22 protein-coding genes and 1 tRNA gene are annotated in these 24,600 nt (G+C 70.7%); 9 read left to right on the top strand and 14 right to left on the bottom strand.

Annotated elements, in window-relative coordinates:
- Positions 1 to 20: 20 nt before the first annotated feature.
- Genes ACH4YP_RS10115 through ACH4YP_RS10105 form a run of 3 tightly spaced genes read right to left on the bottom strand, consistent with a single transcriptional unit; the run spans position 21 to position 3,561 of the window.
- Positions 21 to 944 carry a metal-dependent hydrolase gene (locus ACH4YP_RS10115; RefSeq protein ID WP_398490197.1) on the bottom strand — a complete coding sequence of 308 codons (924 nt, stop codon included), beginning with the start codon at positions 942 to 944 and terminating at the stop codon, positions 21 to 23.
- Positions 941 to 2,695: an SDR family oxidoreductase gene (locus ACH4YP_RS10110; RefSeq protein WP_398490196.1), complete on the bottom strand. Its 1,755-nt coding sequence runs from the start codon at positions 2,693 to 2,695 to the stop codon at positions 941 to 943. The genes ACH4YP_RS10115 and ACH4YP_RS10110 overlap by 4 nt, the downstream gene beginning before the upstream one ends.
- Complete coding sequence (locus tag ACH4YP_RS10105; protein WP_398490195.1) at positions 2,692 to 3,561, bottom strand: M24 family metallopeptidase; 870 nt, start codon at positions 3,559 to 3,561, stop codon at positions 2,692 to 2,694. Before ACH4YP_RS10105 ends, ACH4YP_RS10110 begins: the two co-directional genes overlap by 4 nt.
- 285 nt (positions 3,562 to 3,846) lie before the next feature.
- Here ACH4YP_RS10105 and ACH4YP_RS10100 point away from each other — a divergent pair, with 285 nt between their 5' ends.
- The 6 genes from ACH4YP_RS10100 to ACH4YP_RS10075 all read left to right on the top strand — a co-directional run bounded on the left by ACH4YP_RS10100 (position 3,847) and on the right by ACH4YP_RS10075 (position 8,280).
- Positions 3,847 to 4,833 carry an ABC transporter ATP-binding protein gene (locus tag ACH4YP_RS10100; protein ID WP_398490194.1) on the top strand — a complete coding sequence of 329 codons (987 nt, stop codon included), beginning with the start codon at positions 3,847 to 3,849 and terminating at the stop codon, positions 4,831 to 4,833.
- Positions 4,823 to 5,782 (top strand): ABC transporter permease subunit, encoded by a 960-nt coding sequence (locus ACH4YP_RS10095; RefSeq protein WP_361052116.1) that lies wholly within the window; start codon positions 4,823 to 4,825, stop codon positions 5,780 to 5,782. Before ACH4YP_RS10100 ends, ACH4YP_RS10095 begins: the two co-directional genes overlap by 11 nt.
- On the top strand, positions 5,779 to 6,690 hold the full coding sequence (locus tag ACH4YP_RS10090) for an ABC transporter ATP-binding protein (RefSeq protein ID WP_398490193.1): 912 nt from the start codon (positions 5,779 to 5,781) through the stop codon (positions 6,688 to 6,690). The genes ACH4YP_RS10095 and ACH4YP_RS10090 overlap by 4 nt, the downstream gene beginning before the upstream one ends.
- A gap of 9 nt (positions 6,691 to 6,699) precedes the next feature.
- Positions 6,700 to 7,419, top strand: coding sequence for an ABC transporter permease (locus ACH4YP_RS10085; RefSeq protein ID WP_361052110.1), 720 nt, complete (start codon positions 6,700 to 6,702; stop codon positions 7,417 to 7,419).
- Positions 7,420 to 7,565: 146 nt separating this feature from the next.
- On the top strand, positions 7,566 to 7,829 hold the full coding sequence (locus ACH4YP_RS10080) for a hypothetical protein (RefSeq protein WP_398490192.1): 264 nt from the start codon (positions 7,566 to 7,568) through the stop codon (positions 7,827 to 7,829).
- Positions 7,830 to 8,193: 364 nt separating this feature from the next.
- A tRNA-Ser gene (locus tag ACH4YP_RS10075) sits at positions 8,194 to 8,280 on the top strand.
- Positions 8,281 to 8,632: 352 nt separating this feature from the next.
- Here ACH4YP_RS10075 and ACH4YP_RS10070 read toward each other — a convergent pair.
- The 9 genes from ACH4YP_RS10070 to ACH4YP_RS10030 form a co-directional block, all read right to left on the bottom strand.
- Complete coding sequence (locus tag ACH4YP_RS10070; protein ID WP_361052104.1) at positions 8,633 to 9,490, bottom strand: HAD family hydrolase; 858 nt, start codon at positions 9,488 to 9,490, stop codon at positions 8,633 to 8,635.
- Complete coding sequence (gene serS, locus ACH4YP_RS10065) at positions 9,487 to 10,764, bottom strand: serine--tRNA ligase (protein ID WP_361052101.1); 1,278 nt, start codon at positions 10,762 to 10,764, stop codon at positions 9,487 to 9,489. The genes ACH4YP_RS10070 and serS overlap by 4 nt, the downstream gene beginning before the upstream one ends.
- A gap of 768 nt (positions 10,765 to 11,532) precedes the next feature.
- A complete protein-coding gene (gene pheA, locus ACH4YP_RS10060; protein WP_361052098.1) occupies positions 11,533 to 12,465 on the bottom strand; it encodes a prephenate dehydratase in 933 nt (310 codons plus the stop codon).
- A gap of 89 nt (positions 12,466 to 12,554) precedes the next feature.
- Positions 12,555 to 13,946 (bottom strand): iron uptake transporter deferrochelatase/peroxidase subunit, encoded by a 1,392-nt coding sequence (gene efeB, locus ACH4YP_RS10055; protein WP_398490191.1) that lies wholly within the window; start codon positions 13,944 to 13,946, stop codon positions 12,555 to 12,557.
- An 8-nt stretch (positions 13,947 to 13,954) separates the two neighbouring features.
- Positions 13,955 to 15,961, bottom strand: a complete 2,007-nt coding sequence (locus ACH4YP_RS10050) for a copper resistance CopC/CopD family protein (RefSeq protein WP_398490190.1) — start codon at positions 15,959 to 15,961, stop codon at positions 13,955 to 13,957.
- A gap of 14 nt (positions 15,962 to 15,975) precedes the next feature.
- On the bottom strand, positions 15,976 to 16,440 hold the full coding sequence (locus ACH4YP_RS10045; RefSeq protein ID WP_398490537.1) for a copper chaperone PCu(A)C: 465 nt from the start codon (positions 16,438 to 16,440) through the stop codon (positions 15,976 to 15,978).
- 56 nt (positions 16,441 to 16,496) lie between these two features.
- Positions 16,497 to 17,168 (bottom strand): SCO family protein, encoded by a 672-nt coding sequence (locus ACH4YP_RS10040; protein WP_398490189.1) that lies wholly within the window; start codon positions 17,166 to 17,168, stop codon positions 16,497 to 16,499.
- 127 nt (positions 17,169 to 17,295) lie between these two features.
- Entirely contained in the window at positions 17,296 to 18,042 is a 747-nt protein-coding gene (locus tag ACH4YP_RS10035; RefSeq protein ID WP_398490188.1) for a YcnI family protein, read from the bottom strand.
- 129 nt (positions 18,043 to 18,171) lie between these two features.
- Positions 18,172 to 19,002 (bottom strand): hypothetical protein, encoded by an 831-nt coding sequence (locus ACH4YP_RS10030; RefSeq protein ID WP_398490187.1) that lies wholly within the window; start codon positions 19,000 to 19,002, stop codon positions 18,172 to 18,174.
- A gap of 224 nt (positions 19,003 to 19,226) precedes the next feature.
- Between ACH4YP_RS10030 and ACH4YP_RS10025 the strand changes: the two genes are divergently transcribed.
- From ACH4YP_RS10025 to ACH4YP_RS10015, 3 genes are all read left to right on the top strand, one after another.
- On the top strand, positions 19,227 to 19,682 hold the full coding sequence (locus ACH4YP_RS10025) for an ATP-binding protein (protein WP_361052077.1): 456 nt from the start codon (positions 19,227 to 19,229) through the stop codon (positions 19,680 to 19,682).
- Positions 19,683 to 19,818: 136 nt separating this feature from the next.
- On the top strand, positions 19,819 to 20,763 hold the full coding sequence (locus ACH4YP_RS10020) for an intradiol ring-cleavage dioxygenase (RefSeq protein ID WP_361052074.1): 945 nt from the start codon (positions 19,819 to 19,821) through the stop codon (positions 20,761 to 20,763).
- A 33-nt stretch (positions 20,764 to 20,796) separates the two neighbouring features.
- Positions 20,797 to 21,636, top strand: coding sequence for a triphosphoribosyl-dephospho-CoA synthase (locus ACH4YP_RS10015; RefSeq protein ID WP_398490186.1), 840 nt, complete (start codon positions 20,797 to 20,799; stop codon positions 21,634 to 21,636).
- Here ACH4YP_RS10015 and ACH4YP_RS10010 read toward each other — a convergent pair.
- Positions 21,611 to 22,900: an MFS transporter gene (locus ACH4YP_RS10010; RefSeq protein WP_398490185.1), complete on the bottom strand. Its 1,290-nt coding sequence runs from the start codon at positions 22,898 to 22,900 to the stop codon at positions 21,611 to 21,613. The genes ACH4YP_RS10015 and ACH4YP_RS10010 overlap by 26 nt on opposite strands.
- A 159-nt stretch (positions 22,901 to 23,059) precedes the next feature.
- Positions 23,060 to 24,427 carry a PLP-dependent aminotransferase family protein gene (locus tag ACH4YP_RS10005; RefSeq protein ID WP_398490536.1) on the bottom strand — a complete coding sequence of 456 codons (1,368 nt, stop codon included), beginning with the start codon at positions 24,425 to 24,427 and terminating at the stop codon, positions 23,060 to 23,062.
- Positions 24,428 to 24,600: the final 173 nt, after the last annotated feature.

Below are 24,600 nucleotides of genomic sequence, written 5' to 3'. Positions count from 1 at the left end.
GATGCGGCTGACCGATGGCATCAGCCGATCGCGGCCCTGCCGATCGCCCCCGCCGCGGTCCGGGCCGCGGGTGACTGCGCCAGATACTCGACCGCCCTGCGCATCGAGCCCTCCTGCGAGGGATGGTACGAGCGCCGCAGGTAGCGCGGCACGGCGGAGCCGAGCTCCTTCCACGTGGGCAACAGCCCCTTGCGCACCGCCCGGTTGTGCGCGCCGAGCGAGTAGCGCGGCCGCCCGGCCGGCCGCGGGTCGTGACGTATGAGGTAGGCCGCGCCCCACGCGAACATGTACAGCATCACGGGGGCCGTGACCGCCATGCCGGCGACTCTGCGCGCGTACCGGGGAAGGCCCTCGCCGCCGCAGTGCTGGTACATGTCGAAGGCGACCGCGCGGTGCTCCACCTCCTCCGCGCCGTGCCAGCGCAGCAGGTCGAGCATGACCGCGTCGGCCCCCGCGCGGTCGAGCCCCTCGGCGGCCAGCACCCAGTCGCCCAGGACGGCCGTGAACTGCTCGATCGCCGCGATCACCGAGAGCCGGAAGCGCAGCCACTCCCGCGCCGGTACCGGTGCGCCGAGCGGTGGGGTCTCACCGAGGATCCTCTGGAAGAGGTGGTCGACGTGCTTCGTGTACGCGGCCGTGTCGAGGTCCTGTGCGGCGAGGTGGTCCAGCACGTACGAGTGCTGCACGCTGTGCGTCGCCTCCTGGCCCATGAACCCCTTGACGTCCTTGAGGAGTTCGGGGTCGCGGACCAGCGGGAGACCCTCCTTGAAGACCTTCACGAACCACCGCTCCCCCGCCGGCAGCAGCAGATGCAGCACATTGATGACGTGGGTCGCGGTCGGCTCGTCCGGTATCCAGTGGAGCGGGGTCTCCTCCCAGTCGAAGGACACCCGTCGCGGTGTGATCGGGTAGTGGTCGCTCGCGGTGGTGCCTTCATCGGTCACAGTGGTGGCTCCATCCGCGCAATCGCGCGCAGCGCTCTGGGCGCGAAGCGGGACATGAGGCGGCCGCCGCGCGCCTCCGCCGTCACGGGAACCACGGCCTGGTTGCGGACGACCGCGCGCAGCACGGCCTCGGCGACCTTCTCCGGCGGGTAGTTGCGCAGCCCGTACAGCCGCGCGGACTTCTTCTGGCGCCGCTTCTCCTCGTCGGCGTCGACCCCCGTGAAACGCGCGGTCGACGTGATGTTCGTGTTGACGAAGCCCGGGCAGATCGCCGAGACCCCGATGCCCTGCCCCGCCAGTTCGGCGCGCAGGCACTCGCTGAGCATCAGCACCGCCGCCTTCGAGGTGCTGTAGGCGGGCAGCGTCCTGGAAGGCAGATACGCGGCCGCCGACGCGGTGTTGACGATGTGGCCGCCCTGTCCGCGCTCGGCCATCTGCTTCCCGAAGAGCCGGCAGCCGTGGATCACGCCCCACAGGTTGACGTCGAGGACGTTGCGCCAGTCCTCGGCGGTGGTGTCGAGGAACGAGCCGGACAGCCCGATCCCGGCGTTGTTCACCAGGACGTCGACCACCCCGTACTCGGCGGCGACCTTCTCGGCGAGCTTCTCCATCGCCTGCTCGTCGGAGACGTCGACCGTCTCGGCCCAGGCCTGAGGGGCGCCGATGAGACGGGACAGCTCCGCGGTGCGGGCCGCGCTCTCCGCGTCCCGGTCGACGGCCACCACGCGCGCGCCGGCCTCGGCGAACGCGAATGCGGTGGCCCGCCCGATACCGCTGCCCGCACCGGTGACCAGCACCAACTGCCCGCCGAAGCGGTCGGCGTACGGGCCGGTCGCCGCCGGTGCGGTCCTGCCGCCCTCGGTGGCGGTCACGAACTCGGTGATCCAGGCGGCCAGTTGGTCCGGCCGGGTGCGAGGGATCCAGTGCTTGGCCGGGAGCGTACGGCGCGTCAGCTGCGGGGCCCACAGCTCCAGCTCGTCGTAGAGCTTCTCCGACAGGAACACGTCCCCCAGCGGCGTGACGAGCTGCACGGGCGCGTGCGCGTACGCGTCGGAGCGCGGCCTGCGCAGCCGGGCCCGCACGTTGTCCCGGTAGAGCCAGGCGCCGTGCGCGGCGTCCGTGGGCAGCGACGGGGTCGGGTAGTCGCCCCCGGGGACCTTCTCCAGCCGCCGCAGGATCTTCGGCCACCGCTTGCCGAGGGGGCCGCGCCAGGCGAGTTCGGGCAGTACCGGGGTGTGCAGCAGGTACACGTACCAGGACTTGGCGCCCTGGCCGAGGAGTTGGCCGATCCTGCGGGGCGTCGGGCGGGACACGCGCTTCTTGATCCAGTGTCCGAAGTGGTCGAGGGACGGCCCCGACATCGACGTGAAGGAGGCGATCCGTCCCTCGGTGCGCTCGACCGTGGTGAACTCCCAGGCCTGGACCGAGCCCCAGTCGTGGCCCACCAGGTGGACCGGGCGGTCCGGGCTGACCGCGTCCGCGACGGCCAGGAAGTCGTCCGTCAGCTTCTCCAGCGTGAACCCGCCGCGCAGCGGCTGCGGAGCCGACGACCTGCCGTGGCCACGCACGTCGTACAGCACGACATGGAAGTGCCCGGGCAGGCGCGCGGCGACCTCGGACCACACCTCCTTGGAGTCCGGATAACCGTGCACGAGCATCACCGTGGGCCGTGCCGGGTCGCCCAGCTCGGCGACACACAGCTCGACCCCGCCCGTACGCACCCAGCGCTCGCGCGCACCCTGAAGCGTCACTTGTCCTCCGCCCAGCGCCGCACGTGCGGCAGATCGTCGTCCAGCCAGAAGGCGCTCTGCTCGGGGTCCTCGGAGTCGGTGACCACGAGGATCTCCTCGAACTTCGCGCCCGTACCCCGGAATCCGAGGTGCGGCTCGACCGCCCACAGACCGGGCCGGGGAGGGTGGTCGGAGAACCTGTACGGCGACCACAGCGGGGACCAGCCGTCACGGTGGCCGTGGATCGCGTCGCTCGCCAGGCCCTTGAGCGACTGCGTGCCGAACCCGAACAGCTTCGGTGACCAGCGCCGCTCCCTGACCCGGTCGACCTTGTGCGCGATCACCCCGAAGGGATACGCACGGTGCCGGTTCGCGTAGCCCTGGCGGACCATGAGCCGTTCCACGTCCTGGTAGATCTCGCGCAGCGGGCGCCGCTCGCGCACCTCGCGCAGGATCAGCTCGCGGTGGGCCTCCAGGTCGGTGAGGAGTCTGTCCTGCAACGGGTTGGGCCCCAGTGAGCCGGAGTAACCGATGTCCGCGGTGAAGCCCTTGTGGACGGGCGCCATGTCGAGGATGAACGGCATCCCCGCCTCCAGGCGCCGGTTGGTGGGGAAGAACTGCAGCGGTATCCGGAAGTCCACGAACGCCGTACGGTCCCCGAACCAGGCGAAGGGCAGATGGAACCAGTCCCGCACACCGCGCTCGCACAGCCACTCGCGCTGCATCCGTGCCGCCTCGCGCTCGGTCACGCCAGGCTTCAGCCGCGCCGCGACCGCCTCCGCGCACTCGTACGCGAGCCGCTGTACCTCTCTGAACCCCCGCAGTTCCGCGGTGAGTCCGCCGCTCTTCCCCGAAGAAGTACCTGGTGAAGCCACTGCCGAGGTCATGCCACCGTCCGTCCCAAGCCGACTGCCGTACCCGCCGCAACTTGACACTGATGAATGTGACAATTATCGGAGGCTACGTCAATAGGCGTGCACGCGACCTGTGGACAACCCGGTCGATGTGGACAACAGGGTCGAGACGGGCCCTCCGCGAATGCCGTCCGTCCGCCGCCGGTTGTTCGACCTCAGGGGGACCCCTACGGGCCCGTAATACCCGAGAGTGACGCCGATACAGCTCCCAGGGTTGACGACCATTGTGGTCTGCGCCACTACCTTCGAATTGTGACTGTGATCGCGACCGAAAGCCTGAGCAAGCGGTTCCCGAGGGTGACCGCTCTTGACCGGCTCTCCGTGGACGTCGGGCCCGGTGTGACCGGACTCGTCGGAGCCAACGGAGCCGGCAAGTCCACACTGATCAAGATCCTGCTGGGTCTGTCCCCCGCCACCGAGGGCCGTGCCGAAGTGCTCGGACTCGATGTCGCCACCAAGGGCGGCGACATCCGTGAGCGCGTCGGGTACATGCCCGAGCACGACTGTCTGCCGCCCGACGTCTCGGCCACCGAGTTCGTCGTCCACATGGCGCGCATGTCGGGACTGCCCCCGGCGGCGGCCCGAGAACGCACCGCGGACACGCTGCGCCACGTCGGCCTCTACGAGGAGCGCTACCGACCCATCGGTGGTTACTCGACGGGCATGAAGCAGCGCGTGAAGCTCGCCCAGGCGCTGGTCCACGACCCGCAGCTGGTCTTCCTGGACGAGCCGACCAACGGCCTGGACCCGGTCGGCCGTGACGAGATGCTCGGCCTGATCCGCCGTATCCACACCGACTTCGGCATCTCCGTCCTGGTCACCTCGCACCTCCTCGGCGAACTGGAGCGCACCTGCGACCACGTCGTGGTCGTCGACGGCGGCAAGCTCCTGCGGTCCAGCTCCACCACGGACTTCACGCAGAGCACCGCGATCCTCGCGATCGAGGTCACCGACACCGACGAGCACCCGGACGGCACCCGCGCGGCGCGCGACGCGCTCCACGCGCGCGGGATCGACACCCACGACGGCAGCGGACTGCCCGGTGCGGGCCACATCCTCCTGCTCACGGCGGAGGGCGAGGAGACGTACGACGTCGTCCGGGACGTCGTCGCCGACCTGGGCCTCGGTCTGGTGCGCATGGAACAGCGCAGGCACCACATCTCGGAGGTCTTCGAGGACAGCGACGAGCAGGCTCTCCAGGGCGGCGACGAACAGCGGAAGGAGGCGGTCGGCCATGGCGGTTGAGCAGCCCCCGGCACAGACCTCGGCACAGACCTCGGCACAGACCTCGGCCCAGGCCACGGCCCCGGCCCGCCCGGGCGAGCAGACCCGGATCCACAACATCGGCTACCGCAACTACGACGGCCCGCGCCTCGGCCGAGCGTACGCCCGCCGTTCGCTCTACTCGCAGTCCCTGCGCGGCGCCTACGGCCTCGGCCGCTCGGTGAAGTCCAAGGTGCTGCCGATGCTGCTCTTCGTGGTGATGTGCGTCCCCGCGCTGATCATGGTCGCGGTCGCCGTCGCCACCAAGGCGAAGGACCTGCCCGTCGACTACACGCGCTACGCGATCATCATGCAGGCCGTCATCGGCCTCTACGTAGCCTCCCAGGGACCGCAGTCCGTCTCCCGTGACCTGCGCTTCAAGACCATTCCGCTGTACTTCTCGCGCCCCATCGAGACCGCCGACTACGTCCGCGCCAAGTACGCGGCGCTGGCCTCGGCGCTCTTCATGCTCACCGCCGCACCGCTGCTCGTGCTGTACGTGGGCGCGCTGCTGGCCAAGCTCGACTTCTCCGACCAGACCAAGGGTTTCGCACAAGGGCTCGTCTCCGTGGCACTGCTTTCTCTCCTCTTCGCCGGCATCGGCCTGGTCATCTCCGCGGCCACGCCCCGGCGCGGCTTCGGCATCGCCGCCGTCATCGCCGTACTGACCATCTCCTACGGAGCCGTCTCCACCGTCCAGGCCATCGCACAGTCGCAGGACAGCACCTCGGCGATCCCCTGGCTCGGCCTGTTCTCACCCATCACGCTCATCGACGGCGTACAGACCGCCTTCCTAGGCGCGTCGTCCTCGTACCCGGGCGAGGCGGGGCCCTCGTCCGCAGCGGGTGTCGTCTTTCTCCTCGTCACCCTGGGACTCATCGCCGGCTGCTACGGCCTGCTGATGCGCCGCTACCGAAAGGTCGGACTGTGACTACGCTCACCATCGACCACGTGTCGCGCTGGTTCGGCAACGTGGTGGCCGTCAACGACGTCACCATGACGATCGGCCCCGGCGTCACCGGCCTGCTCGGTCCGAACGGCGCGGGAAAGTCCACCCTCATCAACATGATGGGCGGCTTCCTGGCCCCCTCCACGGGCAGCGTCACGCTCGACGGCCAGGCGACCTGGCGCAACGAACAGATCTACAAGCAGATCGGCCTCGTCCCCGAGCGCGAGGCGATGTACGACTTCCTCACGGGCCGCGAATTCGTCGTCGCCAACGCCGAGTTGCACGGCCTCGGCGACAAGGCCGCCCAGCGGGCCCTCTCCACGGTCCAGATGGAGTACGCGCAGGACCGCAAGATCTCCACGTACTCCAAGGGCATGCGCCAGCGCGTGAAGATGGCCTCGGCGCTCGTCCACAACCCGTCCCTGCTGCTCCTCGACGAGCCCTTCAACGGCATGGACCCGCGCCAGCGCATGCAGCTCATGGACCTGCTGCGGCGCATGGGCGACGAGGGCCGTACGGTCCTCTTCTCGTCCCACATCCTCGAAGAGGTCGAGCAACTCGCCTCGCACATCGAGGTGATCGTCGCCGGACGGCACGCGGCGAGCGGTGACTTCCGCCGCATCCGCCGCCTGATGACCGACCGCCCGCACCGCTACCTGGTGCGTTCCAGCGACGACCGTGCCCTCGCGGCCGCGCTCATCGCCGACCCGTCGACGTCCGGCATCGAAGTGGACCTCCAGGAGGGCGCCTTGCGCATCCAGGCGGTCGACTTCCCACGCTTCACGGCACTGCTGCCGCGGGTGGCCCGTGACCACGGCATCCGGCTGCTCACGGTCTCGCCGTCCGACGAGTCCCTCGAGTCCGTCTTCTCGTATCTCGTCGCGGCGTAGGAGGCCAAGATGTACGACCCCACAGTCGCCCGGCTCACCTACCGCGGCCTGCTCGGCCGCCGCCGGGCCCTCATCCTGGGCGCCCTGCCCGTCCTGCTGATCGTCATCTCCGTGGCCGTACGAGCCTTCACGGGCGCCGACGACCAGGTGGCATCGGACGTCCTCGGCGGGTTCGCGCTCGCCACGATGGTGCCCCTCATCGGCGTCATCGCGGGCACCGGGGCGATCGGCCCCGAGATCGACGACGGCTCGGTCGTCTATCTGCTCGCCAAGCCGGTCAAACGCCCCACGATCATCTTCACCAAGCTGATCGTCGCCATCGCCGTCACCATGGCGTTCTCGGCGATCCCGACGTTCCTCGCGGGCATGATCCTCAACGGCAACGGCCAGCAGATCGCCGTCGCCTACACGGTCGCCGCGCTGGTCGCCTCCATCGCGTACGCCGCGCTCTTCCTGCTCCTGGGCACCATCACGCGGCACGCGGTCGTCTTCGGACTCGTCTACGCCCTCGTGTGGGAGACCCTCTTCGGGTCGCTGGTCTCCGGGGCGCGCACGCTCAGCGTCCAGCAGTGGTCCCTCGCCGTCGCCCAGAAGGTGTCCGGCGGAGACCTCGTCACCTCGGACGTCGGGCTGACCACCGGGGCGGTGCTGCTGGTCGTGGTGACCGTCGCCGCCACCTGGTTCGCCGGACAGAAGCTGCGGACGCTGACGCTGGCCGGCGAGGAGTAACCGCTCCGGGGAGTCGGAGCGGCTCCACGCGCGCGTGACCGTTTTCCTGGGCCACGCGCGCGTGGAGCCACTTTTGATCTTGAGATCGGCTTTACACGCGGAACGGCACACTTGCTCAAGGGGATGCACAGCGAGGAGGAACGGGGATGGCAGCGCAGGCACCGAGGAGCGAAGGACAGGGCCCGGGCGACGGTCAGAGCCAGGGGGCGCCCGAGGACATCTGGGACGAGCTCGTCCTGGACGACGACTTCATACGGTCCGCCGACACGGCCGAGCCGTCCGCGCGCGCCCGGATGCTCGCGGCCCGCTGGCGCGACGGCGGCCCCGACCCGCAGCCCTGGCGCTCCGACGAGCCGCCCGCGGGCTGGTTCTTCAGCAAGGCACGGCGCCGCAGGTGGCGTCGCCGGTAGCCGTCTCCCAGTAGGCAGCCGACCCTCAGCCCGTCGGCCGCCTGCCGCTGGTAGCCCGCCCCCGGCCCGCGGTAGCTCCCCCGGTCGCCTGCCGGCCGAAGAGGGGGAGTGCTCGGCCGGTGATTTATTCGGTGGCGTCCAACTCGGCGTACGGGCACAGTGGTTATGTCCAAGTCGCCGGGTTCATCCGGCGCCGCGATCCGGGAGAGGAGCACGACGATGCCCGTCAGTAGCAGTTCGTCGAGCTCCCAGCAGGGCAGCCGGCTGGCTCCGGAGTAGCTACCCCTCCGTCGAGTCCGCCCCACACGGGGAGCTGCCCGGGGCGGCCGCTTCGAGCGCGCACATTGGCGCGGGCCGCCCACCCGGAGGATTGGCCGAGCGGTAAGGCACCGGCTTGCTAAGCCGTGGTCGGGGTTGACCCCCCGCGCGTGTTCGATCCACGCATCCTCCGCGAGACGCCGTCGCTGTGACTCGGCGGAGTTCGAGACGCCGCTTCGCGGCGAGATTCCCCGCCGCTCGTCGCCCGCGCCTTTCGCGCCTTCCGGTCGCCGCGACCGCCATCGCGCCTTCCGGTCGCCGCGACCGGCAGGCCCGACTCGACCGGTGTCACCGGCGCGCTGCCGTCCGTGACAGGTGGCCACCGTCGGAGCCGTACTGCTGTACGTCCTGGTGGGCCGCCTCGCGCCGCCGCAACCCGAGCCCGGCACACCGGCGTCCGACCGGGGATGGGACCGTCGCGGCTTGGCGGGCTCATCGCGTGCTGCGGTCGGCTTCTTCGGCAGCGCAGAGGGTGGGCGGTGGCGTCAGCCCAGCAACCTCTCCAGGACCACCGCGATGCCGTCCTCCTCGTTCGACGACGTCAGCTCGTCCGCCACGGCCTTGAGTTCCTCATGGGCGTTGGCCATTGCCACGCCGTGGGCCGACCACGCGAACATCGGGATGTCGTTCGGCATGTCGCCGAAGGCGATCGTGTCGGCGGCCTTCACCCCAAGGCGGCGGGCCGCAAGGGAGAGGCCCGTGGCCTTGGACAGGCCGAGGGGGAGGATCTCGACGATGCCCTCGCCCGCCATCACGACGCTCACCAGACCGCCGGCCGCCACTCGCGCCGCGGCCGCCAGCTCGTCGTCGGTGAGTTCGGGATGCTGGATGTACATCTTGGTCAGGGGCGCGGCCCAGAGCTCCGAGACATCGGTGAACGGGACGGCCTCCAGCTGGCCCAACACCCGGTAGCCGGGGCCGATCAGGACGTCCCCGTCGACGCCGTCACGGCTCGCGGCGAGGGCCAGTGGGCCGACCTCCGCCTCGATCTTGGCGAGCGCGAGACCGGCCACCTGCCGGTCGAGGGTCACCGATGTGAGCAGGCGGTGCGCCCCGGCGTCGTACAGCTGCGCGCCCTGACCGCACACCGCGAGTCCCTCGTACCCGAGTTCGTCGAGGATGTGGCGAGTCCAGGGCACCGCGCGCCCGGTGACGACGAGGTGCGCGGCACCCGCCACGGTGGCCGCGGCGAGCGCCTCACGCGTGCGCTCCGAGACCGTGTCGTCGGAGCGCAGCAACGTTCCGTCGAGATCGGTGGCGACGAGCTTGTAGGGGAACGCCCCGGTCTCGCCGGTCTCCCTGGTCGAAGCGGTCGAGTCCGTCGACCCAGTGGTGCCGGTCACTTGGAGATCGGCTCCAGCACCTCACGGCCGCCCAGATACGGACGCAGCACCTCGGGAACCCGTACGGAGCCGTCGGCCAGCTGGTGGTTCTCCAGGATCGCGACGATCGTGCGCGGTACGGCGCAGAGCGTGCCGTTCAGCGTCGCGAGCGGCTGCACCTTCTTGCCGTCGCGCATACGCACCGACAGACGGCGGGCCTGGAAACCGTCGCAGTTCGAGGCCGACGTCAGCTCGCGGTACTTGCCCTGGGTCGGGATCCACGCCTCGCAGTCGAACTTGCGCGAGGCGGACGAGCCCAGGTCGGCCGACGCCACGTCGATGACCTGGAAGGGCAGCTCAAGCCCGGTCAGCCACTGCTTCTCCCACTCCAGGAGCCGCTGGTGCTCGTTCTCGGCGTCCTCGGGGTTGACGTACGAGAACATCTCGACCTTGTCGAACTGGTGCACGCGGAAGATGCCCCGAGTGTCCTTGCCGTACGTGCCGGCCTCGCGGCGGAAGCACGGCGAGAAGCCCGCGTAGCGCAGGGGCAGCTTGTCGGCGTCGAGGATCTCGTCCATGTGGTACGCCGCGAGCGGGACCTCGGAGGTGCCGACCAGGTAGTAGTCGTCCTTCTCCAGGTGGTACACGTTCTCCGCGGCCTGGCCGAGGAAACCGGTGCCCTCCATGGCGCGCGGGCGGACCAGCGCCGGGGTCAGCATCGGGATGAACCCGGCCTCCGTCGCCTGCGCGATCGCCGCGTTGACGAGGGCGAGTTCCAGGAGCGCGCCGACACCCGTCAGGTAGTAGAAGCGCGAGCCGGACACCTTGGCGCCGCGCTCGACGTCGATGGCACCCAGGGCCTCGCCGAGCTCCAGGTGGTCCTTGGGCTCGAAGCCCTCGGCGCCGAAGTCGCGGATGGTCCCGTGCGTCTCCAGGACGACGAAGTCCTCCTCGCCGCCGACCGGGACGTCGGGGTGCACGAGGTTGCCGAGCTGGAGCAGAAGGCGCTTGGTCTCCTCGTCCGCCTCGTGCTGCTCGGCGTCGGCCGCCTTGACGTCGGAGGCGAGCTGGCCGGCCTTCTTCAGCAGCTCGGCCTTCTCGTCGGCCGAGGCCTTGGGGATCAGCTTGCCGAGCGCCTTCTGCTCGGAACGTAGCTCGTCGAAGCGGACGCCGGACGACCTGCGCCGCTCGTCGGCGGAGAGGAGGGCATCGACAACGGCGACGTCCTCTCCACGGGCGCGCTGGGAGGCGCGAACACGGTCGGGGTCCTCACGAAGCAGGCGAAGGTCAATCACCCCACAAGGCTACCGGTGCGGGGTTCCGACTCACGACCCGGTATTCCGTTCTGTCGCTTCTGTCATGTTTTGCGGGAATTGGTGAGGCGCTTCAATAGACGTCAATGAAAGGGGCGCCGCTCCCTGGAACGGGGCAGGTGGGATTCGGTCGGTTGACTCGATTCCCTTGCGAAGAACGGGACTTGGGAGCTGGGTTGTCCACAGAAATCCACACCTCGGAAAAGTTATCCACAGGCTGTGCGAAAGATCTGTGGACGCCGGAAATGATCGTTCTCAAGGCTGTGTGCAGGGCCAAGAATTCCCGGACCAAACCCTCCCTACACGCACTTTCGAGTGGAAATGGTTCGCTCTATGGGATTGGTCAACAGAAACGGGTGGACGAAGGGTGACCGATGGGGCTGTGGACGGACTTGTGGGCTGTAGGCCGATTTGTCGACCGAGTCGCGCTTCGTTGTCGACTTGTCCCCAGGTCGAGAAGCATGCCTGTGGATAACTTCTGTGGACAGAGACAATCTGCAGGTAGGACCGGCCGAAACCGGCCGACGGAGCCGACGGCTCCGCCAGGGAATCCGCCCGGAGGACGGCCGGTGGCTGCCGGGTTGCCAACGGGTGGCCGCTTGCCAGCTGTGAGAAAAACCCGCTCAGCAACCGCGTTCAGCAAGCCGCGCTCAGCGAACCCCGCTCAACAAGCGGTGCTTGGCGAAGCCCGCCCAGCGCGGCCTGCTCAGCAGATTCCGCGTGGCGACAGATTCCGCACGGGAACCCCGCTCAGAACCGGCCGTCCTGGCAGCGCGCCAGCCAGTCCGAGGCGGCCGCGAACTCGCTGTCGGACGTACCGGCCCGCGGCGCGCGTACGTCCTTGGGGTCGACGTCGGCCTGCGGATAGGAGCCGAGGAATCGCACCTGCGGACAGATCCGCTTGAGGCCCATCAGCGCCTCGGCGACGCGGCGGTCCGCGATATGCCCCTCGGCGTCGATGGCGAAGCAGTAGTTGCCGATGCCCTCGCCGGTCGGCCGGGACTGCAGCAGCATCAGGTTGACCCCGCGGACGGCGAACTCCTGGAGGAGTTCGAGCAGGGCACCCGGGTGGTCGTCGCGCTGCCAGATCACCACGGAGGTCTTGTCCGCGCCGGTCGGCGCCGCGGGCCGGGCCGGCCTGCCCACCAGGACGAACCGGGTCTGCGCGTTCTCCGCGTCGTGGATCCCGGTCTCCAGGGCCTTGAGGCCGTACCGTTCCGCCGCGAACTCGCCAGCGAAGGCCGCGTCGTAGCGTCCCTCCTGCACCAGGCGGGCGCCGTCCGCGTTGGAGGCCGCCGACTCCCAGATGACGTCCGGGAGGTTGTTCTTCATCCAGTTGCGGACCTGCGGCTGAGCGGCCGGGTGCGCGCTGACCGTCTTGATCTCCGAGAGCTTCGTGCCCGGGCGGACCAGCAGCGCGAAGGTGATCGAGAGAAGGACCTCGCGGTAGATCATCAGCGGTTCGCCGACGGCCAGTGCGTCGACCGTGGTGGTGATGCCGCCCTCGACGGAGTTCTCGATCGGTACGAACGCGGCCTCGGCCTCGCCGGCCCGGACCGCGTCGAGCGCGGCGGGCACGGACACCATCGGGATGAGCTGCCGGGTGGCCGACTCCGGAAGAGTCCGCAGGGCTACTTCGGTGAAGGTGCCCTCGGGGCCGAGATACGCGTAGCTGGCTGGCATGGCCTCACCCTAATGGGCCTTGCGCGGCCCGGCTCCCGCTTCCGGGGCCCTGCCGCCTCAGCCGTCCCAGCCGCCTCAGCGAGCGGATCTCACCCCTCCAGCAACTTCTGCCCCACGTACTCCCCCTCCGCCGTCCCGCCCGGCACCGCGAACAGGCCGCTCGACTCGTGCCGGATGTACGTGGACAGCGCGTCACCGCGGTCGAGCTTGCGCTGCACCGGTACGAAGCCGCGCAGCGGGTCGGCCTGCCAGCAGACGAAGAGCAGGCCCGCGTCCGGAACGCCGTCCGCGTCGATGCCGTCGTGGAAGGAGAACGGCCTGCGGAGCATCGCGGCGCCGCCGTTCTCGTCGGGCCGGGTGATCCGGGAATGGGCGTTGATGGGGACGACGAGCCCGCCGTCGGCGTCGGTCTTCTCCAGGTCCATCGCGGTCGTCTCGGTGCCGCCGGAGAGCGGTGCCCCGGTGGACTTCCGCCGCCCGATGACGTCCTCCTGGGCCTTGACCGAGAGCTGCTCCCAGTCGTCGAGGAGCATCCGGATACGGCGTACGACGGCGTACGAGCCGTCTGCCATCCACGACGGGTCGCCCGCGTCGGGCACGAAGATCCGGCGGTCGAAGTCGGACTCCGACGGCTTGGGATTGCGTGTGCCGTCGATCTGCCCCATCAGGTTGCGGGCCGTCATGGGCTGGGAGGTGGCTCCCGGCGAGCGGTTGAAGCCGTTCATCTGCCAGCGCACCTTCGCCGCCTGCCCCGCGTCCTGCTGGATCGCGCGCAGGGCATGGAAGGCGACGAGGGCGTCGTTCGAGCCGATCTGCACCCACAGGTCGCCGTTGCTGCGCGCCTTGTCCAGATGGTCCGAGGAGAAGTCGGGCAGTGGGTCGAGGGCGATCGGCCGCTGCTTCTCCAGTCCCGTACGGGCGAAGAAGCTGTGGCCGAAGCCGAAGGTGACCGTGAGGGACGAGGGCCCGGCGTCGCGTGCCACGTCAGTGTCGGCGTTCGCGGACGCCTCGCCCGCCATCAGGCGCTGGGCCGTCGTCGACCAGCGCCGCAGCAGGGCGGTCGCCTCCTTGCGGCCCGCGCCCGCCGCGAGATCGAAGGCGACGAGGTGGCCGCGGGCCTGGAGGGCGGTCGTGATGCCGGGCTGATGTTTCCCGTGAAACATCACCTCGTCCGCGCCGAGCGAGCTGAGGAGCGCGGTCCGGTCGGCCGAGGGCGCCGCGGCGTACCCGGCGGCCCCGCCCGCGGCGCCGAGCGCGAGCCCGGTGGCACCGGCGGTACCGAGCAGGCGGCGCCGCGAAATGACGCCCTTGGAGGGGGCCTTTTGGGAAACGGCCCCCTTAGGAGGGGCGTTTTCGGAAGAGGCCCCCTTGGGAGTGGACTTAGGGGCGGCGGTGGCCTTCTTGGAGACGCCTCCTTGAGGAGGTGCCCCTTCGGCGGGGGCATCCGGGGGAGACGTCTCCGGAATGGACTGTTCAGCCATGGTGTCGTTCAGCCGATCTGCGCGTTCTTGTCCACGGTCACCTGGTCGATGTCGGAGGTCCGGACCGTCACCGCGATCGACCAGTTGCCCGCCAGCGGGATCTGTACCCCGGTCGCCGTCCAGTGTCCGGTGGCGATCCGGTCGGGGACCACGGGCAGCGGTCCGATGTCCTTCGCCTTGAGGGTGAAGGCGACCTTGACCTCGGGGATGTCGAAGGCCTTGCCGTTGGGCCGCTGTACGTAGACGTGCATGTCGTTGCCGCCGACGCGGGCCGGGTCGATCTCGACGCGTGCGAGGCCCTTGCCGTCCTTGCCGCCGGTGTCGAACGGGATGTCCACGGCCAGTGCCCCGGTGGCCTCCTGCGAGGTGGCGGCGGTGGCGGCCTCGGCCTCCTCCACCGTGCGCCCGGGCTCGGTGGACGTCAGCACTGTGGTGACGGCCAGCAGGACCACCGCGACGCCCGTCTCGGCGAGCACCGAGCGGCGCAGGCCCGAGCGGAGCGGATCGGCGTCCCGCACGCGCTTCTCGCGCGCGGTGGCCACCGCGGCCCGCTGCCGGGCCAGTTGGGTGGCCCGCTTGCCGTCGCCACCGCCCGCGGGCGCGGCGGTCGGCTCCTTCTCGTCCTCGGTCTCGCGGTCCTCGTCCTCCGACTTGTCCGAGGTCGCCGCAGAGGTCTTCGCCGATGCCTTTGCCGAAGCCTTCGCCGAGGTCTTGGCAGAGGTCTTCGCGCCGGTCTTCGCGGTGGCCTTCACCGGCGCGGACACCGAGGTCTTCGCGGCCTTCGCCGCCGGCGCCTGCGACAGCCGCGCCGTCCAGCGCCGCGATATCCACGCGATGCCGACGAGGACGACCACCAGGCCGATCTTGACGAGGAGCAGCTGCCCGTACGACGTGCCGGTGAACGCGGACCAGGAGCCGAGCTGTCGCCACGACTGGTAGATGCCCGTCGCGGCCAGCACGGCCACGCTGCCGAACGCGATGCGGGAGAAGCGGCGTACGACGGACGGCTCGATGGACGGCGCGCGGTAGAGCGCCACGAGCAGCGTCGCCAGGCCGCCCAGCCAGACGGCGACGGCGAGCAGGTGCAGCACGTCGACGGGCATCGAGATCCCGGTCTGGATACCGGTCGAGGCGTGCTCGGCCATGGCCCAGGTCGCGGCCAGACCCGCCGCCACGACGAATCCGCCGATGGCGAGCCCGAAGGTCAGATCGCCCTTCTCCTCGTCGTCCTCGCGCTTTTCGTACGCTCCGAAGAGCACGGCGATGAACAGGGCGCCCGCGGCGAGCAGCAGCAGGCGTGAGATCAGCGCCGCGCCCGTCTTGGTCTGCAGCACGTCGCTGAGCAGGGCCAGGTCGAAGATGTCCCCGACCTTCCCGGAGCCGGTGTACGAGCCGCGCAGCAGCAGCATGGCGAGCGTGGCCCCGGTCAGCGCGAGCCACCCGGAGACGACGAGCCGCTGGACCGACCGCTCCCCGGTGCCCCGCTGCCAGCAGGCCAGCACGAAGGCCGCGCCGCCGACGAGGAGGATGAAGCCCGCGTACGAGAGATAGCGCGCGAAGCCGTAGAGCCCGCCCACCACTCCGCCGCCGGCCTCCTGGTCGGACACGGAGACGGAGGTCGTCGAGGGCGCCCCGATGGAGAAGGTGAAGGCGCCGGAGACGGGGTGGCTGTCCGCCGACACCACCTGGTAGGTGACGGTGAACGTGCCGTCCGGCAGACCCGAGTGCAGCTTCACGGAGTACGTGTTCGTGCCCTGCTCGCTGGTCTTTCCGGTGTCGACGCGCTTGCCCTTGGGGTCGAGTACGCGCACCGAGTCGTCGGACATCGCGACGCCCTCGGAGAAGGTGAGCGACACCTGGGTCGGCGCTTCCTTGACCACCGCTCCCTGCTGGGGGTCGCTCGCCGTCAGGGCGGCGTGCGCGGAGACGGGCGCGGACCCGGCGAGGAGCGCGCCGGTGACGGCGAGGAGCAGCAACAGCAGCGTCCGGACGCGGGGAGCGATGGTCTGGCTCACGGTTGGTCCCTCCCTCAGTGGTGAGACGTCGAGGACGACTGCATGGACGACTTGGTGGTTGTTGTCGGCCGGTAGGTGGGGGACTTCACCGGCATCTCGACCTTCATCGGTCCGGACTTGGTGAAGTGCAGCTCCAGGGACACCTTGTCGCCCTCCTTCGGCTTGCGCTTCAGCTTCTCGAACATGAGGTGGTTGCCGCCGCTCTCCAGGACGAGCTTCCCGTGACCGGGGACGTCGAGGTTCTTGACCTCGGTCATCGACTGCCCGGACGTCGTGTGGAGGGTGACCTCGCCGGCGACGTCGCTGGTGACGGAGGACAGCCTGTCGTCGGCTCCGCCGGTGTTGGCGACGACGAGGAAACCGGCCGCCATGGAGTCCGAGACGGGCTGTGGCATGTAGACGGAGCCGACGGACAGTTCGGGTTCCGAGGAGCCCGGGTCCGAGTCGCCGCAGCCCGCCAGGGCCAGCGCGGCGGCCATGACGAGGGCAGCCGCCGGGGCTCCGGTCGACACCTTGGCGGACGGCGTACGACGCGTCACGGCTTCTCGCCCTTGATCAGCTTGGGGAGGTCCTTGGTGTAGTCGTCGACGGTGGCGTCCTCGCCGTACAGCACGTAACCGCCGTCGGTCTTCGGGGAGAAGGCGATGACCTGGGTGCCGTGCATCGAGACGACCTTGCCGTTCTTGTCCTTCTTCGGCGCCTCGATGGAGATGCCGAGTGTCCGGGCACCGCCCTGGATGGTGGCGAAGGAGCCGGTCAGGCCGACGACGTCGGGGTCGATGCCCTTGAGCCACTTGCCGAGCGCGGCGGAGGTGTCCCGCTCCGGGTCGGTGGTGACGAACACGATGCGCAGCGAGTCCTTCTCGGCCTGCGTCACCTGCTTGTTCTGTGCCAGCTGCTTCTCGGCGACGGCGATGTTGTTCATCGTCAGCGGGCAGACGTCGGGGCAGTTGGTGTAGCCGAAGTAGATCAGTGTCGGCTTGCCCTTGGTCTCCTTGCGGAGGTCGTACTGCTTGCCGTGGGTGTCGGTGAGGACGAGGTCCGGCTTCTCGAACGGTTTGTCGAGGACCGTCGCGGCCTTGTCCGAGCCCGCCTCCTCGGACACCTCGGCGACCGCGTTGTCGGCGTCGTCACCGCTGCCGCAGGCGGAAAGGGTCAGGGCGGCCGCGGCGAACAGCGCGGCCGCGGCGTACGTCTTCTTGCGCATAGTGCATCTCCGGGGGGACGCCACACCCGATCGCCGCTGTGCGGCGGGCCGGAGCCCCGGCCCGAAAAACGGATTCGGCCGGGGATCCCGGTGGGGCGTCCCGAGGTTTCGGTGGGTGGGACTTGGCTTACGCGGTGGTACGCCGACGACCGGCGAGTACGCCGAACGCCACGCCCGCCACGCCGACGACGATGCCCACGACGCCCAGCACGCGGGCCGTGGTGTCGCTGCTGTCGGAGGAGGCGGCCGCGGTGGTCGAGGTGTTGGCGGCGGCCTTGGCGTCGTCGCCCTTCGCGGAGTCGTCGGAGGCGGAGGAGGCCGATCCGTGGTGGTCGTCCTCGGCGGCGGACAGGGCGAGCACCGGAGCCGGCGACTCGGGCTCCTCCTCGCCCTTCGTCGGGGTCTCGATCCAGCGCACGACCTCCTTGTTGGAGTACGTCTGGATCGCCTTGAACACCAGCTCGTCGGTGTCCTCGGGCAGCGCGCCGATGGAGAGCGGGAACTTCTGGAAGTAGCCGGGCTGGATGCCCTTGCCGTCGGCGGTCCAGGTGACCTTGGTGACGGCCTCGTTGATCTTCTCGCCGTGCAGTTCGAGCGGCTTTTCGAGCTTGGACTTGGTGACCTTGACGGTCCAGCCGTCGATGGCCTGCGGCATCACCGAGGCGAGCGGGTGGTCGGCCGGGAAGTTCACTTCGAGCTTGGTGGTCGAGGCCTTGTCGCGCTCGTTCGGCACCTTGAAGTTGACGGTCGCGTAGCCGCCCTTGGCGGCCGTGCCCTCGGGCTGCACGCTGACGTGCGCGAACGCGGGGCCGGACAGGACGAGAACGGCGGAGGCGGCGACGGCACCGGTCGCGGCGATACGGGAAGCCTTCATGGCAGGACACTCCGGTTTTCAGCACTGGTTCGGTGGCAGAACGGGGTTGCGCGCGCGAAAGAGCGGGCACGCGCGCGTGCCGCACGACGGCACCCCCGGGAGTGATACGTCCAGATGTGGTGCGTCGTGTCAGGCGGCGAGGGCGAGAACCGCGCCGGCCGGCGGACCGCGCCGGACGACCGAGTGCTGAAGAGCGGTCGCGGGCACGGCCGGTGGCACGTACTCCGTGGCCCGCGGCACGCGCGGCACCTCGGGGGACGTGCCCGGGAGCCCCGCCAGCAGGGCGCGTACGAGCGCCAGGGCCCCGCGCAGGGAGACGAGCGTCCCTTCGGCCACTCCGTGCGCCGAGAGGCGCAGGAGGCGCCGCAGCGCGATGTCCCCGCGGCGCAGCAGCCATCCGGTGGCGGCGGCCGCGAGAACGTGACCGAGGAACATCGACAGTGACGGCAGCGCCGACATCGGTGTTCCGGTGGCGGCCGACGCCATGGCGCCCGCCTGTTCGTGGGCCGCGTGAGCCGTTCCCGACCCGCCTGCCCCGCCCGTTCCGACGGTGTCCAGCCGGGCGTCGGCGAGGATCCGCTGTGCCTGGGCGGGGCTGAGCGCCGCGACGGACGCGCCGCACACCAGCCGGGCGGCCCGGGCCACGAGTGTGGCGTCCACACCGGTGGCCGTCGTCGTCGCCGTGCCGTGCTGGCCGAGCCCGAAGAGCGTGTGCAGTCCGGTCTGGCCGGCCGCGAGCAGTACGGCGATGCCCGGCAGGGAGCGCTCACGCCCGGCGAGCGGTGCCGCGACGGCGAAGACGGCGAGGAATCCGGCACCCAGCGACCACAGGGGAACCGCGGCGCAGGAGACGATCGCATGACCGGCCGCGGCCAGCACGACACAGACCGCGGTGAACACCGCGGCCCTCAGGACCCGGAGTTCACCTCCGGTGCGCGCGCGCTGGTGGGGGGCAGTCATGGCGGGCTCATCATCGCACTGGGCTCACCCGCTCCACACGGCAGGTCCACAAGGTGACGTACGTTCCGGAAGGTCACGTTCTGACACCGGTAGTACGCACATACACCGGCGGATGGCGCCGGCATATCCCCCGAATGGGCGGTATCACGTCAACGGCACGCTTACACCCGGCCCTGTGCGGCAATACGTATCGGTATGTCGAGCCGCGGCCAGGAGGCTGGAGCATGAGCATCTGGTGGTCCCTCCATCTCCGGCGTGAAGCGGCGAGCGTGCCGCTCGCCCGGCGCCTGCTGCTCGGCACGATGGAGTCGGCAGGGGTGGATCCCGATATCTCCTACGACCTCTCCGTCGCGCTGAGCGAGGCCTGCGCCAACGCCGTTGAGCACGGGGGTGAGTCCGTCCATGGGGAGCACGGCGAGGCCTACCGGGTCACGGCCTATCTGGACGGCGAGACGTGCCGCATCGAGGTGGCCGACTCCGGACCCGGGTTCCCGTCGGGACGGGGACGTGCCCCGGTCCGCCCCGCCCACAACGACGCCGAGAACGGCCGGGGTCTGTGTCTGATCCAGGAGCTCGCCGACCACGTCCACATCGGCAACAAGCCGGGCCGGGGCGGCGCGGTGGTCAGCTTCGACAAGATGCTCAAGTGGCGCGAGGACGCGCCGCTGGTGGCCACCTGAAGAGCCTTCGGGCGGGCGTTCTGTTGCACCCCTAGGAAGGGGTGTTTTCCCGCCGACTTCGGCCTTCCGCGCATTCTCAGGGTCCTCACAGCCGCCCCTCATGTCCCTGACGGGCGGCGTCCCTAGCTTTTCCGGCATGACGGGAACACACAAAGACACGACGATCACTCGGCGCCGCGCGATCGCGGTCACCGGAGGCACGGTCGCGGCCGGCGGGCTCGCGATCGCCGGATACCAGTCCGCCTTCGCCGACGAGACGACCGCCACGGCCACGGAGACGGCCGCCGCGAGCGCGTCCGCCGGTTCGAGCGGCGGCACCTGTGTCCTCATGTCCAGCGTCACGGAGGGCCCGTACTACCTGGACGGCGCGCTCGTTCGGAAAGACATCACCGAGGGCAAGAGCGGTGTCCCGCTGACGCTGCGCATCACCGTGCAGGACACCACCGAGTCCTGCGCCCCGGTGGCCGGCGCGGCCGTGGAGATCTGGCACTGCGACGCCTGGGGCTACTACTCCGGCTACACGACCGCCAACCCCGGCGGCTCGGCGCCCGCCGAGAGCGAGGACGGCTCGACCGCCGACGACAAGACGTACCTGCGCGGCTACCAGGTCGCCAACGCCAACGGGGTCGTCAAGTTCGAGACGATCGTCCCCGGCTGGTACACGCCGCGGACCTGCCACATCCACGTGAAGGTGCACACCGGAGGTGAGAAGGAGGACGGCACGTACGAGGGCGGCAAGGTCAACTTCACCGGCCAGCTCTTCTTCGACGACGCCGTGGCCGAGCAGATCTTCGACCTGGAGCCGTACTCGAAGCACACCGGCACCTGGACCAAGCTCGACGACGACATGGTCTACGACGGCGGAGGCGCCTCCAGCGGCCTGCTCACCCTGAAGCCCGTCCACAAGAAGGACCCCTCCAAGGGCTACAAGGGAACCATCACCCTCGGCATCGACCCGGACACCGAGAACACGGGCGCTGGCAGCGGCGGTGGTGGCGGTACGCCCCCGAGCGGCGCGCCCGGCGATGCCCCCAGCGACGCCCCGAGCGCGTCGGCCTCCTCCACCGACTCCTCCTCGTAAACGTTTACGTCGATGAGAGGCCGTGAAGCTTCGATGAACAGCCGTCAGGACGAGACGCTCGCCCACGCCGCCGTGACCGCGCTGACCGGACACCTGGCGCTGGCCCCCAAGCCCGGACTGCCCGACCCGCGTGACCTCGGCGCCCGCGCGACCGGCGAGGACCACTGCTCCCTGCGCTGGTCGGCCAAGGCGCTGGCCCCCGGGCTCGCGGCCATGGCGGCTGCCGCTCGCCGTACCGGCTCGGCGACACCGGAGCTGAGGGCGGAGCTCGGCTCGATCGGGCGCTCCACCGAGCACTCGGTGGCCCTGGCGGGCGGCGGCCATCGCGGGGCCCTGTGGGTGCTCGGCCTGCTGGTCGCCGCGGCGGCCCTGGAACCCCGCGCCACCGGGCGCGATCTGGCCGCGACCGCCAAGCGGATCGCGGCGCACCCCGACCGGCGGGCGCCGCGCCGGCCGTCCCGCGGCTCGTCGGTCTCCGCGCAGTACGGCGCGGCCGGGGCGAGGGGCGAGGCCAGGGCCGGGTTCCCGCACGTACGGCGGGCGTTGGAGGCACTGGCCACGGCTCGCTCGGCGGGGGTCCCAGAGCCGTACGCCCGGCTCGACGCTCTGCTGACCGTGATGTCGACGCTCCAGGACACGGAGTTGCTCTACACGGTGGGCCCGCACGGTCTGCGGCACGTCCAGGCGGGCGCCCGCGGGGTCCTGGAAGCGGGCAGTACGTCCACCGAGGCGGGCCGCGTGGCCCTGGCCGCCTTCGACGACGACCTCCACGCGCGCGCGTGGAGCCCCCGCGGAAGCAGCGGGCTGCTCGCGGGGGCCCTGTTCGTGGACTCGCTGCCGGTGACGGTCAGTTCACCGGCACTGGCCGCCTGACCACCGGTGCGGCGGCGGGCCGGCTGTCCGTCGCCCACCGCACGGCCGGCCCCATCGCGTACGACGCCGCCAGCATCAGGCCGCCCAGGAGCAGCCACCCGGGCGTCCCCCACCCCACGAGCAGCGACGTCAGCACCAGCGGCCCCGCGGTCCGCGCCACCGTCACGCCCGTACCGAAGAAGCCCTGGTACTCGCCCACCCGGTCGGCGGGGGCGAGGTCGAACGACAACTGCCAGGAACCCGCCGACTGCTGCATCTCGGCGACGACCTGGAGCACCGCGCCGACCGTCAGCACGGCCACCGCCACCCAGGGCGGGACCCCGGCCGACAGCGCGAACACCGCGCAGGACGCCAGCATCACGAGCCCCGAACGCCGCACCGCGCGCGTGGCCGACACGGACCCCCGCACCCCGCGTGCCATCCGTACCTGGAAGAGCATCACCGCACCGGTGTTGAGCACGAACAGCGCGGACACCAACCAGGTCGGCGCCTCGGTCCGCTCGGAGATCCACAGCGGGATGCCCAGGCTCAGCAGCGGCATCCGCAGCAACAGCACGGTGTTGAGAAGCGTCACGAGGGCGTACGGGCGATCACGCAGCACTCCCAGGGCGTCGCCGCGTCCCTTCTCGTCGGCCACGCGCGCGTGCACCGCCTTCACGGCGGGCAGCCGCAGCAGCACCGCCGCGCACAGCAGGAAGCTCACCGCGTCCAGCGCGAACACCCCCAGGTAGGCCTCCCGCGTGCCCAGGTGCAGTGCGAGTCCGCCGAGCCCCGCCCCCACCGCGAGACCGGCGTTGAGCGTCGACTGGAGGTGCGCGAGCAGCCCCGTCCGCGCCTCCCGGGACACCAGCCCGGCCAGCAGGGCCTGCCGGGCCGCCGCGAGCCCCGACTGCGCGGAGGCGTACGCGCACGCCGCGAGCACGAACGGCACGAAGCCGCGTACGACGAGGAAGGACGCCACCGCGACGCTCGTCGCGAGTGCCAGCAGCACGGCAGTGCCGCGCGGCCCGCGCCGGTCGGCGAGCCGTCCCAGGGGCACGCCCACCAGCGAACCGACCGCCCACGCGACCGTGAGTCCGAGCCCCACGCGCGCGGGGGCGAGCCCGACGACATGGGTGAAGTAGAGGGCGGACGTGACGTAGTAGGCACCGTCCCCGACGGAGTTGCTCAACTGGGCCAGGGCCAGCACCCGCTGCGGACCCGCGGGCGGGATCACGCGGCTCGTCTTCGCGGGGGCTCCGGCGGGTGCGGCTCGGTCCGTCATGGCTACGACGCTACGAGTGGAATGGAACCCTCAACAGGTCTAATATTCATGCACTTTCTTGGCCCAATTCGCCTCGGCTAAGGGCTCGACTCAAGGCCTGGCTCAAGGCCTGGCTCAAGGCCTGGCTCAAAGGCTCGACTCAAGGCCCGGACCGGTTCCTCAGGCCCCCTCCAGCACCCGCCCCAACACCTCCAGCGCCTCCGGATAAGCCCGCTCCCGAGGCGTCCCGTACCCGACCACCAGCCCCTGCGGGCGTCCGTCACCCGCCGTGTGCCAGTGCTCCCCGAGGTGCCCCACCGCGAGCCCCTCATCGGCGGCCCCCGCCAGCACCGCGGCCTCGTCGGCCACGTCGATCAGCGCGTGCAGCCCCGCCGCGATGCCTCGTACCCCGCGCCGCGTCCCCACCCGGTCCAGCAACTGGTCCCGTCGTCGCCGGTACCGCAGGCGGCACGCGCGTACGTGCCGGTCGTAGGCGTGGCTGTTGATCATTTCGGCGAGGGCCAACTGGCCGATGGACTCCGTGTGGTGGTCGGTGTGCAGCTTGGCGTCGGCGATCGCGTCCACGAGGTGCGGCGGCAGCACCATCCAGCCGAGCCGCAGCGCGGGCCCGAGCGTCTTGGACGCCGTCCCCAGGTAGACGACATGTCCGGGTGCCATCCCCTGAAGGGCGCCCACGGGCTGCCGGTCGTAGCGGAACTCCCCGTCGTAGTCGTCCTCGACGATCAGCCCTCCACGCGCGCGTGCCCAGTCGGTGAGCGCGCGCCGCCGCTCCGGGTGCAGGGTCACCCCGGTCGGGTACTGGTGCGCGGGCGTGAGGACGACGGCCGCCGCGTCGTCCAACCCCCGTACCGAAGCGCCCCGTTCGTCGACCTCCACAGGGGCCACGGTTCCGCCGTTGTGCCGCACCACGTCCCGGTGGAAGGGGAGGCCGGGGTCCTCCATGGCGATCACACCGGCGTCCAGCACGCGCGTGAGGAGCGCGAGCCCCTGCACGTACCCGGAGGTGACGACGATCCGCTCGGGCGGCGCGATCACCCCGCGGGCCCGCCCCAGGTACCCCGACAACGCCGTCCGCAGCTCGATCCGGCCGCGCGGGTCCCCGTAGTCGTAGGCCAGCGAGGGCGCGCTCGCGATGGCCCGGCGCAGTGCCCGCAGCCAGGCCGCCGCCGGGAACGTACCGACGTCGGGGCTGCCGGGCCGCAGATCGAAACGGGGTGCACGCGCGCGTGCGGTCGACTCCGGCGCGTCCGCGGCCGGGGAGGGCAGCGGGGCGACCTGGGTGCCGGACCCCTGCCGCGCGGTCAGATACCCCTCGGCGATCAGCTGGTCGTACGCCGACTTGGCCGTCCCTCGCGAGATCCCGAGCTCGGCCGCGAGCCGACGCGTGGCCGGCAACCGTGTCCCGGGCGCCAGCCGCCCGTCCCGTACGGCATCGCGCAACGCCCGTTCGAGCCCGGCTCGGCGCCCGTCGGCGGCGTCGGGTTCGAGGTGCAGATCGACACCGACGCCGGACCAGAACGCGTCCACAGACAAGTCCCCCTCGGTGAAACGCGTCCCTTCTTCCAGGGGCGCGGGCCGTCACATTGTGCGGCTCCGCCACGGGGGCACGACCGGCCACCACCGCGCGCAGACGTACGGGCAGACGTATGGCCGGGCACCACACCGGTACCCGGCCATCCATGTCATGTCAGCCCATGAGC

Source organism: Streptomyces sp. NPDC020747 (assembly GCF_044334695.1).
Classification (GTDB): Bacteria; Actinomycetota; Actinomycetes; order Streptomycetales; family Streptomycetaceae; genus Streptomyces.
The sequence above is the reverse complement of the archived record's forward strand: the minus strand, read 5'-3'. Positions and strand labels throughout refer to the sequence as shown.

Excerpts from the sequence above, each read along its gene's own strand:
- ACH4YP_RS10095 (WP_361052116.1), top strand. The coding sequence starts at position 4,823 with ATGGCGGTTGAGCAGCCCCCGGCACAGACCTCGGCACAGACCTCGGCA.
- ACH4YP_RS10025 (WP_361052077.1), top strand. The coding sequence starts at position 19,227 with ATGAGCATCTGGTGGTCCCTCCATCTCCGGCGTGAAGCGGCGAGCGTG.
- efeB (WP_398490191.1), bottom strand. The coding sequence starts at position 13,946 with ATGGCTGAACAGTCCATTCCGGAGACGTCTCCCCCGGATGCCCCCGCC.
- ACH4YP_RS10105 (WP_398490195.1), bottom strand. The coding sequence starts at position 3,561 with ATGACCTCGGCAGTGGCTTCACCAGGTACTTCTTCGGGGAAGAGCGGC.
- ACH4YP_RS10020 (WP_361052074.1), top strand. The coding sequence starts at position 19,819 with ATGACGGGAACACACAAAGACACGACGATCACTCGGCGCCGCGCGATC.
- ACH4YP_RS10035 (WP_398490188.1), bottom strand. The coding sequence starts at position 18,042 with ATGAAGGCTTCCCGTATCGCCGCGACCGGTGCCGTCGCCGCCTCCGCC.
- pheA (WP_361052098.1), bottom strand. The coding sequence starts at position 12,465 with ATGCCAGCCAGCTACGCGTATCTCGGCCCCGAGGGCACCTTCACCGAA.
- ACH4YP_RS10015 (WP_398490186.1), top strand. The coding sequence starts at position 20,797 with ATGAACAGCCGTCAGGACGAGACGCTCGCCCACGCCGCCGTGACCGCG.
- ACH4YP_RS10085 (WP_361052110.1), top strand. The coding sequence starts at position 6,700 with ATGTACGACCCCACAGTCGCCCGGCTCACCTACCGCGGCCTGCTCGGC.
- ACH4YP_RS10040 (WP_398490189.1), bottom strand. The coding sequence starts at position 17,168 with ATGCGCAAGAAGACGTACGCCGCGGCCGCGCTGTTCGCCGCGGCCGCC.
- ACH4YP_RS10045 (WP_398490537.1), bottom strand. The coding sequence starts at position 16,440 with ATGGCCGCCGCGCTGGCCCTGGCGGGCTGCGGCGACTCGGACCCGGGC.
- ACH4YP_RS10080 (WP_398490192.1), top strand. The coding sequence starts at position 7,566 with ATGGCAGCGCAGGCACCGAGGAGCGAAGGACAGGGCCCGGGCGACGGT.
- ACH4YP_RS10030 (WP_398490187.1), bottom strand. The coding sequence starts at position 19,002 with ATGACTGCCCCCCACCAGCGCGCGCGCACCGGAGGTGAACTCCGGGTC.
- ACH4YP_RS10010 (WP_398490185.1), bottom strand. The coding sequence starts at position 22,900 with ATGACGGACCGAGCCGCACCCGCCGGAGCCCCCGCGAAGACGAGCCGC.